General features: G+C 70.3%; 19 protein-coding genes. 4 read left to right on the forward strand and 15 right to left on the reverse strand.

Translation table 11 applies throughout. The features are described from left to right. Positions 1–14: 14 nt before the first annotated feature. The 10 genes from DFI_RS01340 to DFI_RS01385 all read right to left on the reverse strand — a co-directional run bounded on the left by DFI_RS01340 (position 15) and on the right by DFI_RS01385 (position 11,242). On the reverse strand, positions 15–1,082 hold the full coding sequence (locus tag DFI_RS01340) for a PRC and DUF2382 domain-containing protein (RefSeq protein ID WP_081425903.1): 1,068 nt from the start codon (positions 1,080–1,082) through the stop codon (positions 15–17). Positions 1,083–1,564: 482 nt separating this feature from the next. Next, complete coding sequence (locus DFI_RS01345; RefSeq protein WP_027463545.1) at positions 1,565–2,095, reverse strand: hypothetical protein; 531 nt, start codon at positions 2,093–2,095, stop codon at positions 1,565–1,567. 96 nt (positions 2,096–2,191) lie between these two features. Continuing rightward, entirely contained in the window at positions 2,192–3,424 is a 1,233-nt protein-coding gene (locus DFI_RS01350) for a 2,3-bisphosphoglycerate-independent phosphoglycerate mutase (RefSeq protein WP_022800482.1), read from the reverse strand. Between the two features lie 95 nt (positions 3,425–3,519). Beyond that, a complete protein-coding gene (locus tag DFI_RS01355; protein WP_027463544.1) occupies positions 3,520–5,094 on the reverse strand; it encodes an ABC transporter substrate-binding protein in 1,575 nt (524 codons plus the stop codon). A 107-nt stretch (positions 5,095–5,201) separates the two neighbouring features. Next, positions 5,202–5,564 (reverse strand): ArsR/SmtB family transcription factor, encoded by a 363-nt coding sequence (locus DFI_RS01360; RefSeq protein WP_022800480.1) that lies wholly within the window; start codon positions 5,562–5,564, stop codon positions 5,202–5,204. Next, positions 5,561–7,774 carry a heavy metal translocating P-type ATPase gene (locus DFI_RS01365; protein ID WP_027463543.1) on the reverse strand — a complete coding sequence of 738 codons (2,214 nt, stop codon included), beginning with the start codon at positions 7,772–7,774 and terminating at the stop codon, positions 5,561–5,563. Before DFI_RS01365 ends, DFI_RS01360 begins: the two co-directional genes overlap by 4 nt. 107 nt (positions 7,775–7,881) lie before the next feature. Beyond that, positions 7,882–8,694: a TerC family protein gene (locus DFI_RS01370; RefSeq protein WP_027463542.1), complete on the reverse strand. Its 813-nt coding sequence runs from the start codon at positions 8,692–8,694 to the stop codon at positions 7,882–7,884. A gap of 242 nt (positions 8,695–8,936) precedes the next feature. Next, positions 8,937–9,605, reverse strand: coding sequence for a tRNA (guanosine(18)-2'-O)-methyltransferase TrmH (gene trmH / locus DFI_RS01375; protein ID WP_027463541.1), 669 nt, complete (start codon positions 9,603–9,605; stop codon positions 8,937–8,939). A gap of 123 nt (positions 9,606–9,728) precedes the next feature. After that, the gene (locus DFI_RS01380; RefSeq protein ID WP_027463540.1) at positions 9,729–10,589 is read right to left on the reverse strand and encodes a phosphotransferase enzyme family protein; all 861 of its coding nucleotides are present in this window, start codon (positions 10,587–10,589) and stop codon (positions 9,729–9,731) included. Continuing rightward, the gene (locus DFI_RS01385) at positions 10,586–11,242 is read right to left on the reverse strand and encodes a trimeric intracellular cation channel family protein (protein WP_022800474.1); all 657 of its coding nucleotides are present in this window, start codon (positions 11,240–11,242) and stop codon (positions 10,586–10,588) included. Before DFI_RS01385 ends, DFI_RS01380 begins: the two co-directional genes overlap by 4 nt. A gap of 205 nt (positions 11,243–11,447) precedes the next feature. Here DFI_RS01385 and rpmF point away from each other — a divergent pair, with 205 nt between their 5' ends. The 3 genes from rpmF to DFI_RS01400 all read left to right on the forward strand — a co-directional run bounded on the left by rpmF (position 11,448) and on the right by DFI_RS01400 (position 14,040). Then, positions 11,448–11,630, forward strand: coding sequence for a 50S ribosomal protein L32 (rpmF, locus tag DFI_RS01390; protein WP_022800473.1), 183 nt, complete (start codon positions 11,448–11,450; stop codon positions 11,628–11,630). A 93-nt stretch (positions 11,631–11,723) separates the two neighbouring features. Beyond that, positions 11,724–12,515, forward strand: a complete 792-nt coding sequence (locus DFI_RS01395) for an AIM24 family protein (RefSeq protein ID WP_022800472.1) — start codon at positions 11,724–11,726, stop codon at positions 12,513–12,515. Between the two features lie 187 nt (positions 12,516–12,702). Next, the gene (locus DFI_RS01400; RefSeq protein ID WP_027463539.1) at positions 12,703–14,040 is read left to right on the forward strand and encodes an AAA family ATPase; all 1,338 of its coding nucleotides are present in this window, start codon (positions 12,703–12,705) and stop codon (positions 14,038–14,040) included. Positions 14,041–14,144: 104 nt separating this feature from the next. Here DFI_RS01400 and mobA read toward each other — a convergent pair whose 3' ends face one another. From mobA to DFI_RS01415, 3 genes are all read right to left on the reverse strand, one after another. Continuing rightward, positions 14,145–14,744 carry a molybdenum cofactor guanylyltransferase gene (mobA, locus tag DFI_RS01405; protein ID WP_027463538.1) on the reverse strand — a complete coding sequence of 200 codons (600 nt, stop codon included), beginning with the start codon at positions 14,742–14,744 and terminating at the stop codon, positions 14,145–14,147. Then, positions 14,737–16,203: an aldehyde dehydrogenase family protein gene (locus DFI_RS01410; RefSeq protein ID WP_043778798.1), complete on the reverse strand. Its 1,467-nt coding sequence runs from the start codon at positions 16,201–16,203 to the stop codon at positions 14,737–14,739. The genes mobA and DFI_RS01410 overlap by 8 nt, the downstream gene beginning before the upstream one ends. A gap of 98 nt (positions 16,204–16,301) precedes the next feature. After that, positions 16,302–17,495, reverse strand: a complete 1,194-nt coding sequence (locus DFI_RS01415) for a DUF418 domain-containing protein (protein ID WP_027463536.1) — start codon at positions 17,493–17,495, stop codon at positions 16,302–16,304. 175 nt (positions 17,496–17,670) lie between these two features. Between DFI_RS01415 and DFI_RS01420 the strand changes: the two genes are divergently transcribed. Beyond that, a complete protein-coding gene (locus DFI_RS01420; protein WP_027463535.1) occupies positions 17,671–18,162 on the forward strand; it encodes a DUF4385 domain-containing protein in 492 nt (163 codons plus the stop codon). A 224-nt stretch (positions 18,163–18,386) separates the two neighbouring features. Here the strand turns inward: DFI_RS01420 and groL are convergent, their stop codons facing one another. Both groL and groES read right to left on the reverse strand, forming a co-directional pair. Further along, on the reverse strand, positions 18,387–20,021 hold the full coding sequence (groL, locus tag DFI_RS01425) for a chaperonin GroEL (RefSeq protein WP_022800467.1): 1,635 nt from the start codon (positions 20,019–20,021) through the stop codon (positions 18,387–18,389). A 60-nt stretch (positions 20,022–20,081) separates the two neighbouring features. Continuing rightward, the gene (gene groES, locus DFI_RS01430) at positions 20,082–20,369 is read right to left on the reverse strand and encodes a co-chaperone GroES (protein WP_022800466.1); all 288 of its coding nucleotides are present in this window, start codon (positions 20,367–20,369) and stop codon (positions 20,082–20,084) included. Positions 20,370–20,517 lie beyond the last annotated feature (148 nt).

Consider the following 20,517-nt stretch of genomic DNA (forward strand, 5'->3'; position numbering starts at 1 on the left):
CACTGCGCCGGGGGTCAGACCTTGCGGTCGGCGTCCATCATGTCGCGGTCGGCCTGGTCGTTGTTCATGTTGGCCTTGGCGCGGTCCTCGGCGGCCAGGGCGTCATGCTTGGGGTTGCCGGTGACGGCCCCGGCGACCTCGTGGCCCATGGCGCGCAGGCGGTCGGCGCCCTCTTCCAGCTTGTTGCCCGCGGCGCCCGCCACGTCGCCCGCCGCGCTGCCGGTGCGGCCGAGGGTGCCGGCGCCCATGCTGGTGTCGGTGCCGCTCAGGCCGTCCATGCGGACCTCGCCGGTCTTGTTCACGTCGAGGACTTCACGGCCGAGTTCGGCGGTGTGGGTCTGCGTTTCGGTCACGGTGCGCTTGCCGACGCTGACTTCCTCGGTCACGTAGGCTTCCTTGCCGATGTTGGCGCGTTCGGCTTCCAGGTCCACGCGCATGGTCTGGCTGCCTTCACCCAGGCGCACGTCGCCGGTCACGGGGCGGGCGTCACTGACGGTGTGGCGCTCGATGACCACTTCCTCGCGCTGCAGGGGCACCTGCACGCTCTCCTGGCGGGTCTCGACGTGCTTGCCGATCTCCACGCTGCCGGCCACGAAGCGGTCCTTGTTCACGATCAGGCGCTCTTCGAGGAGCTGCAGGCGGTCGGGCGTCTGGTACAGCGCGTCGTCGTTGCGGTAGCCGCGGTCACGGGTGTAGCTCTGCTCGTCCATGGCGTACTGGGGGTTGGCGGCGCGCAGCACGCGCTCGTCGGCGTACTGGGCGTCCATGCTGTAGTCCTGGCCCACGGCGTAGGCCTGCATGCCGCTGACCTGGTCCTTGGTGAGGTTGTCGAAGTACACGCCGTCACCCTCGATGCGGGCCATGCCGACCGGCACGACGACTTCCTTGCTGCTGAACCAGCCGCCCACGTCCACGATCAGGGAGCGGATGCGGCCCGTTTCCGGCTCGGCCAGGGCGCCGCGGATGGTGCCGATGCGGTCGCCGTTCAGCCCGTACGCGGTGCTGCCGGTGGGATCGTAGTAGTCGTTGCCCAGGACGTCGGCGTGGCGGGTGGTCAGTTCGGACAGGGGAATAAGTCGCATGCTGTTCTCCTTGTGGGGTCGTGCCGGACCGAGCGGGGGTCAGGCCGTTCCCCGGGTTCCGGGCGTCAGGCGGTCGCGGCGTTCGACAGGGTCGGGGGCCGGGGGCCTGCGGGGGTCCCGGGAACCGGGAATGGATTTGCGAGGATGGGTCCGGCCGGGTCGTGCAGGCCGGGCACACCGCTCATGACAGTCATGCTGCGGCCCGCCCCACCGGAACGCATGGCAATCCGCTGAAGGGGGCCTACACGCACTGTTCGCCGAAGTCTGAGCTGCGGCCTATGCTTTTCCCATGAGGCGCCCGGCCGGCCGGTGCGGTTTACCCTTCTCAGGAAGGAAAAAACTGCCCGGGACAGGATTCCGCTGTGCCTGCCCAGACAAGCTGACGCCAGAATGAACTTCACCCGGACTTCATGGCCCGGCGCGCCCCACACGCCAAAAACCAGCCCGGCACGCGGCCGGGCTGGTCTGGGAAACAGCAGGGTTTACTTGGCGCAGAGGGCGTTCTTGGGATCCGTCTTGCACAGCTGCTTGAGCTGGCCGGGCGGCATCTGCCCGCGCTTCTTCTGCAGGCCGGGCGCCTTCGCCCACGCGGCCTGACGGCCCATCACGCTGGTCAGCGGGACCAGTTTGCCGTTCTTCGCGCGGACCATGATCGTCTGCGCGGCCACCGGCTTGCTGGTGCTGATCGGCGTGGCCAGGGGGTAGACCTCCTTGATCACGGTGCTCGTGCCGGGGATGGGCGTCATGACCTGCACGTACGTGACCTGCGGGGCGGGCGTGGCGGGGTTCACCACGATGCCACCGCCGGAGCTCAGCGTGGCGGCCGGCTGGGACGCAGGCGTCAGGAAGGACACGCGCACGCCCTGCGACAGCAGGTTCACGACCTGGGCGGCGGTCTGCACGATCTGCGGGAACGGCACGCTCACGTCGATGTTCGCGCTGACGGTCTGAGCCGAGGCGGCCGGGAGGGCCAGGGAGCCGCTCAGGGCCAGGGCAAGCAGGAATTTACGCATGGGAAACCTCCTTAAGGTCCCTCCAGGGTGCCCGCCGAACCTGACGCCGGCCTGAAAGCGGGCGCAGCAGGCCTTCAGGGACGGTATCCGGCGCGTTCAGGCGCCGTACTTGTTCAGCTTCAGCGCGTTCGCCATCAGCAGCGGCATCAGGTCCGTGCCGCGCCGCAGGCCCAGGCTGCCCCGCCCGGCTTCCTCCTCGGTGTACCGCTGCGCGGCGTCCTTGCGGCCGTACTCGCTGCGGATCAGGAGGGGCACCGGGTGCCAGCTGTGGCTGGCGAGCTTGCTGGGCGTGCTGTGGTCCCCCACGATCGCCAGGACGTCCGGGTTCAGGGCCAGCAACTCGGGCAGCAGCGCGTCGAACAGCTCGATCTTCTTCACCTTCGCCGCGAAATCCCCGTCCTCGCCGGTGCTGTCGGTCTTCTTCACGTGGAAGTAGAAGAAGTCGTACGCGTCCCAGTTCTCCTTCAGGGCCGCGACCTTGCCGTCCAGGGCGTCCTCGTGGCCTTCCACGGGCAGCACGTCCATCCCGACCAGGCTCGCCAGGCCCTTGTACATGGGGTAACTGGCGATGCACGCCGAGCGCAGCTGGTACACGTCCGCGAAGGACGGGAAGTGCGGCACGTCGCTGTACCCGCGGAACAGCACGCCGTTCACCTGCGTCTCCCCGGCCAGGGCCTGCTCGGCGCGGGTCACGAAGGCGTTTACCAGCCCGGCGGTCTTCTCGCTGGCGGCGTCGTGCGCGGCGGCCGTCATGGGCACCACCCCGGTCGCCTGGGGGTCCACGTCGCTGATCTGGGCGCCCAGCACCTCGCCGCCCGCCGCGCGGAACACCACCACGAAGCGGTGCTCGGACTCGGTGTAGATCTCCACCGGCGTGCCGTCGATCTCAGGAATGGCCGCGCGGAGCTTCGCGACGATCTCGGCGTTCTTCTCGTCGCTGGGCCGGCCGGCGCGGCGGTCCTGCACGACGCGGCCCTCACCCAGCGTGGCGAAGTTCCCGCGCACCGCGACGTCCCCGGCGTTCAGTTTCACGCCGATGCCCACCGCGGACAGCGCCCCGCGGCCCACCACGAATTTCAGGGGGTCGTACCCGAACAGGCTGAGGTGCCCGGGGCCGCTTCCGGGCGTGATGCCCGCCCCGACCAGTTCCACCAGCCCCAGCTGCGACCCGGCCGCCAGCGCGTCCAGGTTGGGGGTCTTCGCGGTGGCCAGTTCGGTCTCGCCGTTCACGCCCATCGGCAGGCCGCCCACGCCGTCCAGCACGACCATCAGGATCTTGCTGTCGGTCTTCTTCGACAGGCCACGCACGGTTTCCAGCAGGTCACTCATGCCCCCGAGTGTACCCCCGACACGAACAGGCGCCGGTCAGCCTGCGCAGCCGACCAGGACGCCCGTGTGTCTCAGGGAGAGCAGTGGGAGGCCGGTTACTTCTTCCCGACCAGGGACACCGTGTTGTACGGCTCGCTGGAGAAGGGGCTCAGGACCCAGCCTTTCACGTACGTGCGGGCGGCGGCCACCGACTGGCTGTGCACGATGGGAAGGCGGTACCCGGCCGCGTACGTCAGCTCGTGCACCCGGGCGTACGCCTGCGCGCGGGCCTCGCGGGTCAGGCCGGCGCGGGCCTGTTCCAGCAGGGTGCCCACCTCCGGCGCGTTCCAGCCGATGTCGTTCGTGCTGGTCGGGTTGTACAGCGCGCCGTAGAAGTAATCCGGGTCGCCGTAATCGCCGATCAGGCCGATCTGGTACATGGACAGCCGCCCGGCGAACAGGTCCTCCAGGTACTTCGCCCAGTCGCTGGTGCGCAGGGTCACGCGGATGCCCACGTCCGCCAGGTCGGCGGCCATCGCCTCGGCGGACGCCTTGGGGTTCGGGAAGTAGCTGCGGGTGATCGGCATGTACCACAGGTCGATGGAAAAGCCGTTCGGGTACCCCGCCTCGGCCAGCAGCTTCTTCGCGGCGGCCGGGTCGAAGGGGTAGTCGGCCGGCACCCGGCTGCTCGTCGCCCACTTCAGGGCGGGGGGCAGGATGCTGGTGTCGGTGGTGCCCAGCCCGTACCAGAAGGCGTCCACGATGGCCCTGCGGTTGATCGCCAGGCTGATCGCCTGCCGCACCTTGGGGTGCTTGAGGTACTCGTTGCGGTTATTCAGGCCCAGGTACCCCAGGTTGAAGCTGGGGCGCCTGTACAGCACGAGGTTTTTGTCCGCCTGAATGGCTTTCAGGTCGTCGGGTTGCAGGTCGCTGGCGATGTCCACCGTGCCGGCGCGCAGTTCGTTCAGCCGCTGGCTGGGGTCCTTGATGTTCCGCACGATCAGTGCGTCCACGCGGGGTTTCACGCCCCAGTACGTGCGGTTGGCGGCCAGGGTCACGCGGTCCCCGGTCACCCAGCTCCTGAACATGAACGGCCCGGTGCCCACGGCGGTCCCGGCCGGCGTGCCGTACCGCGCGCCCTGGGCCTTCACGGCCGTGGGACTGGACATGCCCCAGTACGACGCGCTCATCTGCACGGGAAACACGGTGTTCGGGCGGGTCAGGTCCACGCGCACGGCGTACTCGCCGACCTTCACCACGTCCTTCACGACGGCGTTCTTCTCGCCCTTGTAGCCGCCCAGGAAATCCGGCACCACCGTGAACAGCCGGCCGGCGTCCCGCAGGCCGTTCGGGTCATTCTTGTCCCACCAGCGCCTGAGGTTGAACACGGCCGCGTCGGCGTTGAAGGGCGTGCCGTCGTGGAACTTCACGTTCCGGCGCAGCGTGAACGTCCAGCTGGTCGCGGTTGCGTTTGGCTTCCAGCTCGTCGCCAGCCCGGGCGCGAGTTCGGCCGTGCCAGGCTTCACGCCGATCAGCCGGTCGTAGATCTGGCGCTGCACCAGCATGGACACCGAATCGTGGGCGTTGCCGGACTCCAGCGTGACCGGTTCACCACTGCCGGCCACGACCAGCGTCCCGGCGGCCGAGGCGCCGGACACGAGCAGCGCCGCCATCAGAGCGTACGTTTTCATCAGGAACCTCCAGGGCCCGGGGCACGCCCGGGCGCTCAAACGACCAAGGGTATCGTGCGCGGCGGGCCGGGCCGACCCCGGGTGTCCAGCATTCCGGTCCTGCCCGGCTACTCCCGGGCGTGCTCCAGGGCGTTCTCGATCAGGGTGGTGACGTGCGCGTCCAGCAGGCGGTAGTACGCCACGCGGCCCTCCTTGCGGTGCGTCACGACCCGGCCGGTGCGCAGCAGCCGCAGCTGGTGGCTCACGGCGCTCTCGCTCATGCCGATCACGGCCGCCAGGTCGCACACGCACAGTTCCCGGGTGTGCAGCGCGCTCAGAATCTTCAGGCGCGTGGGGTCCGCGACCAGCTTCAGGAACGCGGCCGCGCCCGCCACGCAGCCCTCCTCCGGCAGCGCGGCCCGGGCGGCCTGCACGGCTTCCGGGTGCAGGCACGGCACCTCGCATACGTCCGGCGCGGCGGCACGGGTCATGCGCGGCCCTCCTGCACGGGCGCGCGGCCCCAGCCGAGCAGTCGCAGGGCGTTCAGGGTGACCAGCGCGGTCGCGCCGGTGTCGGCCAGGATCGCCATCCACAGGTTCGTGTACCCCAGCAGCGTGGTCACCAGGAACACCGCCTTCAGCGCGAGCGCGAAGAAGATGTTCTGCCGGATGTTGCCCATGGTGGCCCGCGACAGCCGGATCAGGTCCGGCACGCCGCCCACCCGTTCGCGCAGCAGCGCGGCGTCCGCGGTTTCCAGGGCCACGTCGGTGCCGCCCCCCATGGCGACGCCCACGTCCGCGCGGGCCAGGGCGGGCGCGTCGTTGATGCCGTCCCCGATCATCGCCACGCTTCCCTGCGCCTTCAGGGCGTCGATCACGCGCAACTTGTCCTCCGGGAGCAGTTCGGCCTGCACGTCCAGGTTCAGCCCCCCCGCAATGGCGTGGGCGGTGCGGGCGTTGTCGCCGGTGAGCATGACGGCCTTCACGCCCAGCGCATTCAGGTCGGCGATCGCGGCCCGCGCGTCCTCCCGCGCCTCGTCGCGGACAGCCAGGATCCCCAGCGCCTCGTGGGCGTCGTGCAGAACCACGGCCGTCTTGCCGTCCTCCTCGAAGGCGGCGATGCGCGCCGCGAGGTCCGGCGTGAGCAGCGCCGCCGCCGCGCGGGGCGACGAGACGTGCAGTGTGCGGCCCTCCACGGTCGCCTGCACGCCGTGCCCGGCGCGGGCCCGCGCATCCGTGGCCGGCGGCAGGCTCAGCCCGGCCTCCCGAGCGGCGGCCAGCACCGCTTTCGCCAGCGGGTGGCTGCTGCCGGCCTCCACCGCCCCGGCCAGCCGCAGCACGGCCTCGCGGGGCAGGGTCACGCCGTGCACGTCCGTGACCTGTGGCCGGCCCACGGTGAGGGTGCCGGTCTTGTCGAAGGCGACGGTCGTGACCCGGCCGATCTGCTCCAGGGCCGCGCCGCCCTTGATCAGCAGGCCCCGGCGCGTGCCGGCGCTGATGCCGCTGGTGATCGCGGCGGGCACGCTCAGGACCAGCGCGCACGGGCAGCCGATCAGCAGCAGCGCCAGGCCCTTGTACAGCCACTCGTGCCACGGCTGCCCCAGCAGCAGCGGCGGTGCCAGGGCCACCAGCGCCGAGACGGCCACCACGGCCGGCGTGTACCCGCGCGAGAAGCGGTCGATGAACCGGGCGGTGGGCGCCCTGCTCGCCTCGGCCTCCTCGACCATGTGGATGATCCGCGCGATGGTGTTGTCGCTCGCGGCCCTGTCCACCTGCACGGTGATCCCGCCGTCCGTGCTGATGCTGCCGGCGTACACGCGGTCCCCTGCGGTCTTGGTGACGGGCACGCTCTCGCCGGTCACAGGGCTGTCGTCCAGGCCGGACGTGCCGGTCAGGATCACGCCGTCGGCCGGGACGCGCCCGCCCGGGTTGACCTGCACGACCTGCCCCACCCGCAGCGTGTCGGCCGGCACCTCGCGCGCCCCGCCGGCCTCCAGCAGCAGCGCCGTTTTCGGCGTGAGGGCCGCCAGGGCCTGAATGCCCTGGCGGGCCTTTCCGGCCGCCACGCCTTCCAGCAGTTCCCCCACCGCGAAGAAGAACACCACGACCGCGCCCTCCGGCGCCTCCCCGATCAGCAGCGCGCCTACGGCCGCCAGGGTGACCAGCATGTTGATGCTGAAGGGGTCACCCAGGCGCGCGCCCGCCCAGGCCTTGCGGGCGAAGGGCGCCACGCCGATCAGGGTGGCGACGATATAGAAGGCGTCCGCGAAGGCCGGGGCGAGGAACCCCAGCGCGTACGCGGCCACCAGCAGCGCCCCGGTGAGCAGCACGAGCCGCCCGATCCCCGTGGCATACCAGGGGAGCCCGGTCCTGGGCGCGTGGGTGTGCCCGGCGTGGGAGGCGTGGTCGTGGCCGCTGTGGTCGTGTGGCTCGTGCGTGGCCGGGGCGGAGGGGGGGCTGGCCTCCGCGTGGCCCCGCAGTGAGGGGACGTACCCCAGCGCCCGCAGGTTGCCTTCCAGCACGGCGCGGTCGGTGCGGGTCTCGTCCAGGGTGAGTTCCAGGGTCTGGCGGGTGAAGCTGGTCCGCACGGCGCCGGTGCCGGGCAGGCGGTCCACCATGCGCTCGACCTTCTGCACGCAGGAGGCGCAGTCCATGCCCTCCACGAAGTACGTGAGGCTGGCGTTCGGGTCCGGGCGGGTCATGGCTTCACTCTACACCCAAACATCTGAGCAGGTATTCAGATATCTGAACCTGGCCGGAATGGAAAAGGACCGGGAAGCTTCCCGGTCCTTCAGTGATGCTGGTCGCTTCAGCGGGGCTGGCTGGGCGGCGCGGGGTCCTGATCGGTTTCCAGCAGGTCCACGCCTTCCACGTGGGCCTTCACGTCGGCGGCCTCGTCGCTCATGGCCGGCTTGCGCAGCGCCACGACCGTCCCGATGATCGCGATGGCCGCCATCACGCCCCAGAACAGCGGGGTGGGCATGTGCCAGGTGGGCACCCAGGGGTACACCTCGTGCGCCGCCTCCAGCGTCTCCACGCCCAGCTTCACGGCAATCCAGCCCACCAGCGCGTACGCCACCGTGTCGAACGCCGGGTACTTGTTCAGCAGCTTCAGGAACAGCGTCGCCGCGATCCGCATCAGGATCAGCCCGATGATCCCGCCGATGATCACGATGGTCAGGCCCTGGTTGCTGGGCATGCCGCGCGGAATCAGGGCCACGCCGGCCAGGATGCTGTCCACGCTGAACGCCAGGTCGGTCAGGTTCAGCATCACGACCGTCATCCAGAAGCCCATGGGTTTCTTCCCGCTGCCCTCGGCGTGGTGGTCGTCCTTCTTCGTGAAGTGACTGATCGCCAGGTACGCCAGGTAGGCGGCGCCGAACGCCCGCAGCCACCAGTACTCCAGCACAAAACTCGCCAGCAGCACGCCCAGGATGCGCAGCACCACCGCGCCCCCGATCCCGTACGCCAGCGCCTTGCGCTGCAGTTCCCCCTTCAGGTGCCGGACCATCACGGCCAGCACCAGCGCGTTGTCCGCCGAGAGCAGGCCCTCGAGCAGCACCAGCGTGCCCAGAATCGCCCAGAACTCCGGCGTAAGGGGCGGCATCTCCAGCCCGAACATCAACAGGCCCCCCGGGTGAACCGGAGAACGGGGGCGGTACGGGCGTCACCGGTCAGTGGCGTTCCAATCGTGTGTTGTTTCAATGTGATTCCCTCTGGCCCCACAACGTCCTCCAGGGACGCTCAAGAGGCGCGGTCCGCCCAGTGTACCGGGTCATTCGCCCCGCCGGTCCAGGACCGCCGGGCCGCCGGTGAACGCAAGGCACGAAATGCACCCCCAGACGGAGGTCCAGGGGTGTCCAGTCAGGCGAACTGCCCGAGTTCGTCCAGCGCCGGGTACGCCTCGCCCCGCTCCCGGTACGCCGGCGCGAGGTCCGGGTACGCCCACTCGAACGCCAGGGCGTTCAGGGCGTCCGGCGCGAGCTGGGGCTGCGCGTACATCCCGGCCGCCAGCCGCTGCCGCTGCGCCTCGAACAGGATCGTCGCGGCCGCCACCGACACGTTCAAGCTCTGCACCATCCCGAACATCGGAATCACGATGTTCGCGTCCGCCGCCTCGGCCGCCGCGTCCGACACGCCCCACTTCTCCGCGCCCAGCAGCACGCAGGTGGGCCTCGTGTAATCCGGTTCGCGGTAGTCCACGCTGCGCTGCGACAGGTGCGTGGCCAGCACCTGGAAGCCCCGGCCCTGGAGCGCCCGCACGGCACTGATCGCGTCCTCGTGCCGGTTGACCCGCACCCACTTGTGCGCGCTGCCGGACGTCGCCTCGTACGTGTGGCCCTCGAACTCCGCGAGCTTCCCGCCCCTGGGCGGCACCGCGTGGGCTTCGAGCACGCCCACCGCGTCGCAGGTGCGCACGATGGCCGACAGGTTGTGCGGTTTGTTCACCTCGTCCATCAGGACCGTCAGCGTCGGCTGACGCTTCTGAAGCACGCGCATGATCTTCGCAAACCGCTCGGGGGTGGGCGCCATAACCCACGCACTCTACCGCCCCCGCCAGAACCGCAGGGCCGCGGCGAAACCGCCTGCATACCCTTGACGCCACCCGCATACCGCGCTAGATTGGTTCTATCACCGCCGAAGAAGGCGGCTTTTTTATTGCCTTGATCCGGTGTAGCGGTCCACCGGCAGCAGGGCGCTGCGCCGCCGCAGCATCCGTGCGGTCCATCCGCCATCCTGCCGCCCGGCCCGCAGGTCCCGGAACGCACCTTCCAGCAGCAGCGCCCACCACACCGGCGTGATCAGCGCCCACTCCGCCTCCGACAGGGGAGAGACCTCCGCGTACCCACGCAGGACCTCGTCGTGCTCGCCGCGCCACGCCAGCGCGAACTCCGCCACCCGGCACGCCGGCCGGCCCAGCTCGAAATCCAGCACCCCGGACAGCCGCCCGCCGCGGTACAGCAGGTTCCACGGCGTGAAATCCCCGTGCACCGGCTGCTGGGGCAGGCCCGCCGTGTCCACCTGGGCCAGCAGCGCCCGGGCGCGGTGCAGATGCCACAGCAGCAGCCGGGCCTCGTCCGGGGCGGCCTGCCCGAACGCGCGGTCCAGCGCCGGGTCCGCCAGGATGTCCGGCGTGTCCCGCCACCCCGGGCGGGGGCCGAGGGGCAGCGACCGCGTGGCCTCGTGAAAGTCGGCCATCAGCCGGCCCCGGGCCCGCGCCTCTGCCGGCGAGCGGCCCCGCGGCCTGCCGGGCCGCCATTCCGCCAGACTCCACAGGGCCCCCTCACCCTCCACGACCTCCGAGACGTCCCGCGCGGCCGGCCAGCCCAGCGCGGCCACCTGCGCGCGCAGGGCCCGCTCGTACTCCACGTCGGCCCGCCCGGCTCCCCAGCGGCGCAGCACCAGGGGCGCGCCGTCGCAGGTCACGCGCCAGTGCCGGTTCACGCGCCCACCCAGGGCCTCCCCGGCCCGGATGTTCAGCCGCTCCAGGACGTCCGGGGGTGGTGCGCCCGTCATCCTGACCCGTCCGGGAGGCGGCGGACGGGGAGTTTCACCCAGCCCTGCCGGGACACCCAGCGCAGCAGGATCACGACCAGCGCGCCGGCCAGCTGCGTCTGGAAGGGCGTGAGGCCCGGCCGGAGCAGCAGCACCGCGAGGCCCCCGGCGGCGGCGGCGGTGGCGTACAGGTTCTCCCGGCGGTACATGACTTCCGGGACCTCGTTGGCGAGCAGGTCGCGGATGATGCCGCCGCCCACGCCGCTGATCATGGCGACGAAGATCACGCCCAGCGGCCCCAGCCCGAACTTGATCGCGCCCAGCGCCCCGGACGCCGCGAACAGGCCCAGGCCGACCGAGTCGAACACGCTCAGGGCCCGTTCGGCGCGGGCGAGGCGTTCCCCGAACGCGAAGGCCAGGAACGACCCGAGCAGCGCGGTCCACAGGTACGTCTCATCCCTCAGGAACAGGGGTGGGGTCTGGCCGGTCATGGTGTCCCGCACGGCGCCCCCGCCCACGGCGGTCACGCAGCCGAGCACCACCACGCCGAACAGGTCGAAGCGTTTGCGCACGGCGAGCAGCGCGCCCGACATGGCGAAAGCCAGGATGCCCAGCAGGTCCAGCCAGCGCAGCCCCGCTTCCAGGGTCACGGGCGCCGGCAGGAACTCTTGCATGGCCTTCACTTTACGCACCTGGGACCGGGTTCCGGGCCGGGCAGGTCAGTTCCCCGGACCCTCCCCTCCACCCGCTCCGGGGGCATGCTGGACAGGTGGAATGTTGTGGTATACTCCCGGCTGTTGTCTCGCCCGCATGGCGGGTCAGAGCTTGCCCCGGCAACCCCCCTGCACAGCAGCGCCGAGCGGCCCCAGGAGAGAGAAAATGGCGAAGCACCCCGTTCCCAAGAAGAAGACCAGCAAGAGCAAGCGCGACATGCGCCGCAGCCACCACGCCCTGACCGCGCCCGCACTGAACGACTGCCCCCAGTGCCACGCGAAGAAACTCAGCCACCACGTGTGCCCCAGCTGCGGGTACTACGACGGCCGTCAGGTCCTCGCGGTCTAACCGACCCACCCGTAAGCCCCCGCCCTGCGCGGGGGTTTTTTCATGCCGCGCCCCGTCGGGAACCCCGGGCGCACACCGTGCGTAATGCACAGTATGGAATTCACCTGGACCGCCACCACCGAACGGGAACTCAGCGCGCAGGGACAGAAGCTGGAGGTGCTGGAATACAGCGCCCACCCCATGGAAGCCCCCGTGCAGGGCTACATGCAGGGCCTCACCCGCCCCAGCCGCTGGCGCCAGCTCGCCATTCACACCACCACCGGCGCCACCCTGGAAGCCGGCGCGCTGCAGTACCTGCGCGGCAACCTGGAAATGCAGGCCGTGTCGGCCTCCGGCTCGGGCGGCGGCCTGGGCGGGTTCCTGCGCGGGGCCGTGACGGCCGCCGCCACCGGCGAGGGCATGTACAAGACCGCCCTCAAGGGCCAGGGTGTGGTCTACACCGAACCCACCCGGCTTCACCTGCTGCTGGGGGAACTGCGCGGCGAGTCCCTGATCGTGGACGACGGCGCTTTTGTCGCCTGCGTGGGCGACATCAGCGTGGGCCGGCACGTCAACCAGGGCTTCGCGCAGATGGTCGGCAGCGGCGAGGGCCGCGTGCAGCCCAAACTGACCGGCAGCGGCCTGTTCGCCCTGCAGAGCCCCGTGCCGCCCGAGGAATTCCAGCTGCTGGAACTGCAGAACGACGTGCTGAAGGTGGACGGCAACCTCGTGATCGCGTACACCGACAGCCTGCAGTTCAGCGTGGAACGCAGCAGCCGCGGCCTGATCGGCAGCGCCAAGACCGGCGAGGGCTTCATCCAGGCGTTCCGCGGCACCGGGCGCGTGTGGCTGTGCCCCACCCTGCCCCTGCACGCCGGACCGCTGGGCGCCGTCACCTCGCTGTAAGGTTCGCCCCCGTCCGCTCCCCTCCATGCGGGGGGAGTTTTTTCGTGCCGCTCCGCCGTTGTGCGCGTGGCCGGGTCCGCCAAACAGCGCAGGCGCGCGATGCCTACCGGACGCTACCTTCCGCGTGTCGCGTGGACGTGCCACGCCAAACGCGGTGCCCCGTCCGCCACTCCCAAACGGCAAAACCATGGATCCCCTGAACCTTCACAGCCTGTGGCTGGAGGCGCAGGCGACGGTTCAGCACACCCTCGCGAACAATGAGTTCGCCCAGGGCGGCCTGCTGATCGGTCTGCTGAGCGCCCTGGCCGTGTACGCCCGCACCCTCCCCGGCCAGCTCTGGACCCGCACGAAGGGCCGCCTGACCCTCACGCTGGAAGTGCAGGGCGACGACGCCGCCTTCCCGTGGCTGGCCGCGTGGCTCGCCGCGCAGCCGGTGGGCCGCCACCTGCGGCACCTGGGCGTGGTTACCCGCTACAACGAGCAGATGGGCGGCCAGAACCTCCTGCTCGGCACCGACCAGGACGGCGACGACATTCACGTCCGCCTGGTGCCGCTCAGCGGGCAGGTGATCCTGCGCTACCGCGGTCACTGGCTGCTCGCGCGGCCCAGCCGAGAGAAACGCGAGGGCCAGGGCGAGCGCTTCCTGGGGTACACGCACAGCCTCACCTTCCGCATGCTCACCCGCAGCCGCGCCGTGATTCCCCACCTGCTGCGCGAGGCGTACGAATTCACCGCCGGAAAGGCCGACGGCAAGGTCGAGATTCACGTGCCGCAGTACGAGAACTGGACCCTGGCCGAACGCCGCGCCGCCCGCCCGCTGGGCAGCCTGATCTACGACGGCGGACTGTTGGACACCCTGCAGGCCGACCTGCGCGACTTCTTCCGGGACCGCGACTGGTACGCCGACATGGGCATCCCCTACCGCCGCGGGTACCTGCTGCACGGCCCGCCCGGAAACGGCAAGAGCAGCCTCGTGGCCGCGCTGGCCGGCGACGCCGGACTGAACGTCTGCGTGCTGAACCTCGCCACGCCCGACCTCACCGACGACCGCCTCACCGCCCTATTGGGGAACCTGCCCCGGCGCGCCCTGCTGCTGCTGGAGGACATCGACGCTGTCTTCCTCGGCCGCGAGCCGCGCGCCCCCGGCGTGAAACTCAGCTTCAACGGCCTGCTCAACGCCCTGGACGGCGTCGCCGCCGGCGAGGGCCGCATCACGTTCATGACCACCAACGACCTGGCCGGGCTGGACGCCGCCCTGATCCGCCCGGGCCGCGCCGACCGCCACGTCCTGATCGGGAACGCCACCCGCGCGCAGGTGGCCGGAATGCTCCGCCGCTTCTGGCCCGACTGGACGCCCGCCGAGGTGGACGCCCTGGCGGCCGGGGTGCCGGACGGATTGCTCAGCATGGCCCGCGTGCAGGAGTACCTGCTGGAACGCCGCACAGACGCGGAGGCCGTGCGCCGCGACTGGCCGCAGCTGACGGGCGCAGGCTGCCCCACCCGCCTGAACCTCCTGGCCGGATAAGCCGGGGCCTGCCCCTCATTCAGGGCAGGCCCCGCTGCATGACCTTGACGGGCGCTGCATACCGCGCTATCTTTTTGCCTAGCAGCGTCCGAGTGGCGCGTTTTTTATCGCTTGGATTCCATCAGTTGTTCCAGATCGGTGGGCGTGTTCACGTTCCGCAGCAGGTCGGGCGACAGGCCCAGAGGAACCAGATCCACCGTCCGCACCGCTTCCGGCGGGGCCGCCTGCCGCAGTCGCCGTTCCCCGGCGTCCAGCAGCGCCGTGACCCGCGGCCGCAGTGCCGTGTGGTACAGCGCCCCCAGCGGCTGCGCCCGGCCACTGTCGTCCAGCGCCTGCACGCTTAGCACGCCGGGCGGCACGCCCGCGCTGGCGGCCACCAGGGCCGCCCAGTACGCCGGGGTGAGCCCGGGCAGGTCCACACCCACGAACGCCACCCAGCCAGGCGGCGCGGCGGCCAGCGCCGCCTCCAGTCCCGCCAGCGGACCCTCGCCGGGGCGGGTGTCCGGCACCGCCCGCCAGCCGGGCAGGGCGTAGCGGCCGGGCGGGGCGACCAGCACGCGCTCCGGGAACGCGGCGAGGGCTCCGGCCACGTGAGTGAGCAGCGGGCGGCCGTGCAGGAGCGCGGCGGCCTTGTCCGTTCCGAAGCGGCGCGACTGCCCGCCGGCCGTGATGGCGGCGGTCAGAGTTGGCGGGACGTCACTCACGCGGGCCACTCTGGCGTTCCAGCTGCCTCAGGGCCCACGCCGCCAGCCGCGGCAGAGGCCGCCCGTACGGCGGGTAGGTGAACCCCGCGGCGCTGAATTTCCCTTCGTGCAGCACCGCGCGCTCGTGACTGAAGGTGCGGAAGCCGTGGTGGCCGTGGTACGCGCCCATGCCGCTGGGGCCCACCCCGCCGAATGGCAGGTGCGGGTTGGTGAGGTGAAGCACCGTGCCGTTCACGACCATCCCGCCGCTCGTCGTCTCGCGTTTCACCCGCTCGGTCACGCCCGGGTCCTGCGCGAACAGGTACAGCGCGAGCGGCGCGTCCAGCCGGCGAACGAGGTCCAGCGCCTCGTCCAGCGTGCGGTACGTCAGGACCGGCAGGACCGGACCGAACAGTTCCTCCTGCATCAGCGGCATGTCGGGCGTCACGTCCACCACCACCGTCGGGGACACGAACCGCCCGGCCGGGTCGAACTCGCCGCCCAGGGCCACGCGCGCCCCCTGCGCCACCGAGCCCTCCGTCAGGGCCTGGAGGCGCTCCACGCTGGCGGCGTCCACCAGCCGGCCGTAGTCCGGGCCGGCCCGCAGCCACGCGCCGTCCCCGAAGCGGCGGGCGATCACGCGGTCCAGCCTCACGACCAGCTCGTCCCGCCACGCCTCCGGGATCAGCACGTAATCCGGCGCGACGCAGGTCTGCCCGGCGTTCAGGAGTTTGCCCCAGGCGAGCCGCTCGGCCGTGAGGGCCATGTCCGCGCTGCCGTGCACAATGGCCGGGCTCTTGCCGCCCAGTTCCAGCGTCACGCTGGTCAGGTTCCGTGCGGCGGCCTCCATCACGCGGCGGCCCACCGCGGTGCTGCCCGTGAAGAAGATGTGGTCGAAGGGCAGGGCCGTCAGTGCCTGCGCCACGGCCGCGTCCCCCTCCACCACCGCCACCAGGTGCGGCTCGAACGCCGACTCCAGCAGCGCCCTCAGCGCCCGGGCGACGTTCGGGGCCTTCTCGCTGGGTTTCAGGATCACCGTGTTGCCCGCCGCGAGACTGGCGGCCAGCGGGGCCAGCGCCAGATTCACCGGGTAGTTCCAGGGACTCAGGATCAGGGTGACGCCGCGGGCCTGCGCGCGGATCTCGCTGGTGGATCCGGTCAGCGCCAGCGTGGACGCCACGCGCCGGGGCGACATCCAGCGCGGCAGGCGGCGGATCATGTGCTGCAGCTCCTCCAGCACGGGGTGGATCTCGGTGATCTCGGCCTCGGCGCGGCTCTTGCCCAGGTCGGCGGCCAGCGCCTGGGCGAGCGGCACGCGGTGTGCGCGCAGGGCGTCGTACAGGCGGCGCAGGATCACCTGCCGCTGCGCGGCGGTCGTCTGCGCGGCCCGCCAGCGCCACGCGCGCTGCCGGTCGAACAGGGCCTGAAGTTCGGCGGGAGAACCCTCGGGGGGACGGAACGGAACGGCGTTGCCGGTCATGGGGAGCACCTCGGGCAGGAAAGGCGGGGGCCGCAGCGAAGGAATTGAACCCAGTCTAGGGGCCGGGGCGGCCGGCTTCTGTGCGCTGCGTTCCCGGATCAGCCCGGCCCGGCCGGCCCCCGGCCCCGCTGCCCGGCGTACACCACGGCCCGCACCAGTTTCTCCACCGGGCCCATGCCCAGGTGCCGCAGCCACCACGCACTCACCGGCAGCTGCGCCAGCCCCACGCCGACGGCCAGCAGCAGCCCGGCCGCCGCGCCCCAGCGCCCGAACTGCGCCCCGGCGTACGGGTAGAACAGCAGCGTCATCAGCACGCTCTGCGAGAGGTAGTTGCTCATCGCGACCCGCCCGCTGGCCGCGAAGTGCCGCCACCACCCCAGCCGCCCCTGCGCGGCCAGCAGGCCCAGCAGGCCCACGTACCCCAGCGCGCCCGCCAGCCCGCCCGCCATCCGCACGGGTGTGGACAGCAGCCCCGCGGCGCGGTCCGCGTGCGTGTTCAGCACCGCCAGCCACACGCCCAGCGCCAGCCCCAGTGGCACCCCCACCCACGCCAGGCGCCGCCACAGGCGCAAGTGGTTCTGTGGCCGACCGAGCACTCCGGTGCGCTGCGCGGCCACGCCGAGCAGGAACAGCGCCAGCAGCCACGGCCCGTTGTACAGGTTCCCGCCGATCACGTTGCTCCAGAAGTCCGCGGCCCGCTCCACGAACAGTTCCGCGTACCCCTGCCCGGGCCGCAGGTCCGGCAGGCCCGTGAACCGCGGCCGGTCAGCCCCGCCATTCGCGTACGACGCGGCCGCCTCCATGCCCCAAACGAACAGCCCGTACCCGCCAGACGCCACGGCCGCCGTGAGCACCGCGCCCGCCCCCAGGCGCACCGTGAACAGCAGGAAGAACGCCATCAGGGCGTAGTTGCTGATGATGTCGCCGTGCCACACGAACACGAAGTGCGCCCACCCGATCAGCAGCAGGATCAGGTGCCGCCGCGCGAACAGCGCCGCGCCGTGCCGCGCGAGCAGGCCGGCCGCGCCCCACCCGAACAGCATCGCGAAGATGCTGATGAACCGCCCGTTCGCCAGCACGTCCGTGATCACCTGCGCCACGCTGTCCAGCCCGCGCTGCTGCCACGGCAGGAACCCCGCGAAGTCCTGCATGTTCACGACCAGAATGCCCAGCAGCGCCACCCCGCGCAGCACATCGGGCAGCACCGCCCGTTCCCGCACCGGGCCGGCGGGGGGCGGCGCCGCGTCCGGCAGGGTGGGGGAGAGCTCGGGCGGCTGACTGGGGGCGCTCACCCGCGCAGGCTAGCGCGTTCCGGGCTGCGTGCACGGCAATAAAAAAGCCGCCCTCGCAGGCGGTGATAAAACCAAGATACCGTCATATGCAGGGCAGGTCAAGGCTATGCGCCGGATTCAGGCGCGGTGAAGGAAGGCTGCACCGCACGGCCCGCCCCACGTCCTTTACTGCGGCATGCCCAAGTTCGACTACTCCCTGCACTACGCCGAACTGGACCTGCGCGCCCGCCCGGACCTGTACCGCGTGGGCGTGGGCGAACAGGGCGTACTGCTCGTGCAGCCTTACAAGAGCGAACTGCTGCCCCACTGGCGCTTCGCCACCCCGGACGTCGCCCGGCAAAGCAGCGAAACCCTGTACCACATGTTCCTGGACTACCTGGCCGCCGACGACTTCGTGGGGGCAGACATGGCCCGCAAGTTCCTGCAGATGGGCTTCACGCGCGCCCGCCGGTACGCCAACCACAAGGGCGGGAAGAAGTACGCCGGCCCGGTGCCTGCCGACAAGAGAGGCCAGAGTGGCGCCCACGGCCGTCCTGAACTGCCCCGCACGCCCGAGGACCCGGTGAAGGCCGAATCCGCCCGGATTTTCAAAGCGAAATGGGACCAGGCCGAGGCGAACGAGCAGTACGCCGAGATGAAAAAGGCCCACAAGGCGCAGTACGGTTGAGCCGCCGGACTCACCGCATACCCTTGACGCCGCGTGCATACCGCGCTATCTTTTTCCCTATCAGCGCCCGAGTGGCGCGTTTTTTATTGCCTGTAGATGCCAACCGTCGGCAGGGCAGCGAGGACGAGCCCAGACAAACAGACAAACGAACGCCGCCCACCATGTTCTGGTGGGCGGCGTTCGTCTGGGGGCTCAGCGGCCCGTCAGCAGGGACTGAGTGGACTTTAGAAGTCCATCCCGCCCATGTCGGGGGCGCCGGCCGGCGCGGCTTTTTCCTTCTCGGGCTTGTCGCTGACAATCGCTTCGGTGGTGAGGATCAGGGAAGCGATACTCGCGGCGTTCTGCAGGGCGGTGCGGGTCACCTTGGCGGGGTCCACGATGCCGGCGGCGACCATGTCGTCCACGTACTCGCCGGTGGCGGCGTTGTAGCCGTAGCGGGCCTTGTCGCTGTTGATGACGGCGTTGACGATGACGCTGCCTTCCTCGCCGGCGTTCGCGGCGATCTGGCGGGCGGGTTCTTCCAGCGCGCGGATCAGGATGCGGGCGCCGGTGGCCTCGTCGCCGATCAGGCCGGCGGCGGCTTCACGGACGGCGGGGATGACGCGCAGCAGGGTGGTGCCCCCACCGGCGACGATGCCTTCCTCCACGGCGCTGCGGGCGGTGCTCAGGGCGTCCTCGTAGCGGTGCTTCTTCTCTTTGAGTTCCGTTTCGGTGGCGGCACCGACGCGAATGACGGCCACGCCGCCGCTCAGCTTGGCGAGGCGCTCCTGGAGCTTCTCGCGGGCGTAGTCGCTGTCGGTGTTGTCGAGTTCGCCCTTGATGGCGTTGACGCGGGCGTCGATGGCGCTCTGCTCACCCTTGCCGTCCACGATGGTGGTTTCGTCCTTGGTGATGCGGATGCGCGCGGCGCGGCCCAGCATTTCCATGGTGACGTTCTCGAGCTTGTGGCCGAGGTCCTCGCTGACGACTTCCCCGCCGGTGACGGCGGCGATGTCGCGCAGCATTTCCTTGCGGCGGTCACCGAAGCCGGGGGCCTTCACGGCGGCGATGTTCAGGGTGCCGCGCAGCTTGTTGACGACCAGGGTGGCGAGCGCTTCGCCTTCGACGTCCTCGGCGATGATCAGCAGGGGACGGCCGGTCTGGGCGACCTTCTCGAGGATGGGCAGCATGTCCTTGAGGTTGCTGACCTTCTTCTCGTTGATGAGGATGTAGGCGTCTTCCAGGACGGCTTCCATCTTCTCGGGGTTGGTGATGAAGTAGGGGTTGATGAAGCCCTTGTCGAACTGCATGCCTTCGACGACGTCCACTTCGGTGTCGAAGCCCTTGCTTTCTTCGATGGTGATGACGCCTTCCTTGCCGACCTTGTCCATCGCGCTGGCGATTTCCTGACCGACGACCTCGTCGTTGGCGCTGATGCCGGCGACTTTCTTGATGGCGTCGCTGTCTTCCACCGGCTGGGCCTGCTTCTTGATTTCCTCGATGGCGACGGCCACGGCCTTCTCGATGCCGCGCTTGAGGGCCAGGGGGTTGGCGCCGGCGGCGACGTTGCGCAGGCCTTCTTTCACGATGGCCTGGCCGAGCACGGTGGCGGTGGTGGTGCCGTCACCGGTGATGTCGTTGGTCTTGCTGGCGACTTCCTTCAGCAGTTGAGCGCCGATGTTCTCCAGCTTGTCTTCCAGCTCCACTTCCTTGGCGACGGTCACGCCGTCCTTGGTGATGGTGGGGCTGCCGAACTTCTTCTCGATCACGACGTTGCGGCCACGCGGCCCGAGGGTCACTTTGACGGCGTTGGCGACGGCATTCACGCCGCGCTCGAGGCTGCGACGGGCGGATTCATCAAACACGAGCTGTTTGGCCATGGTGTTGCTCCTTGGGAATGAAGTGAGAATTCAGGGTGAGGCGGGCCCGGGGGCGCGGCCTTACTCGACGATGGCGAGGATGTCGCGTTCAGACAGGAGGCTGTAGTTCTTGCCTTCCAGGCTGACTTCGGTGCCGCCGTACTTGGCGAAGTACACAGTGTCGCCCACGTTGATGTCCATGGGGATGCGTTTGCCTTCGTCGGTCATCTTGCCGGCGCCGACGGCGACGACCTTGCCGCGCTGGCTCTTTTCCTTGGCGGTGTCGGGGACGTACAGGCCGCCGGCGGTCTTCTGCTCGGTCTCTTCGACGATTTCCACGAGTACGCGGTCACCTAGGGGTTTCAGCATGGGGGTTCCTCCTGCGAATGATGTAAGAGTCTGGCGGCGGTCACGGCCGGCGTATCCGGCGCGTTTTCGCCGTTCCGCACGGAAGAATACTCAGGCAGTAAGAAAAATGTCAAATGCCCGAAGCTGGGAATCTGAGTCTGTGGCGCTC

This window comes from Deinococcus ficus, assembly GCF_003444775.1.
Classification (GTDB): domain Bacteria; phylum Deinococcota; class Deinococci; order Deinococcales; family Deinococcaceae; genus Deinococcus; species Deinococcus ficus.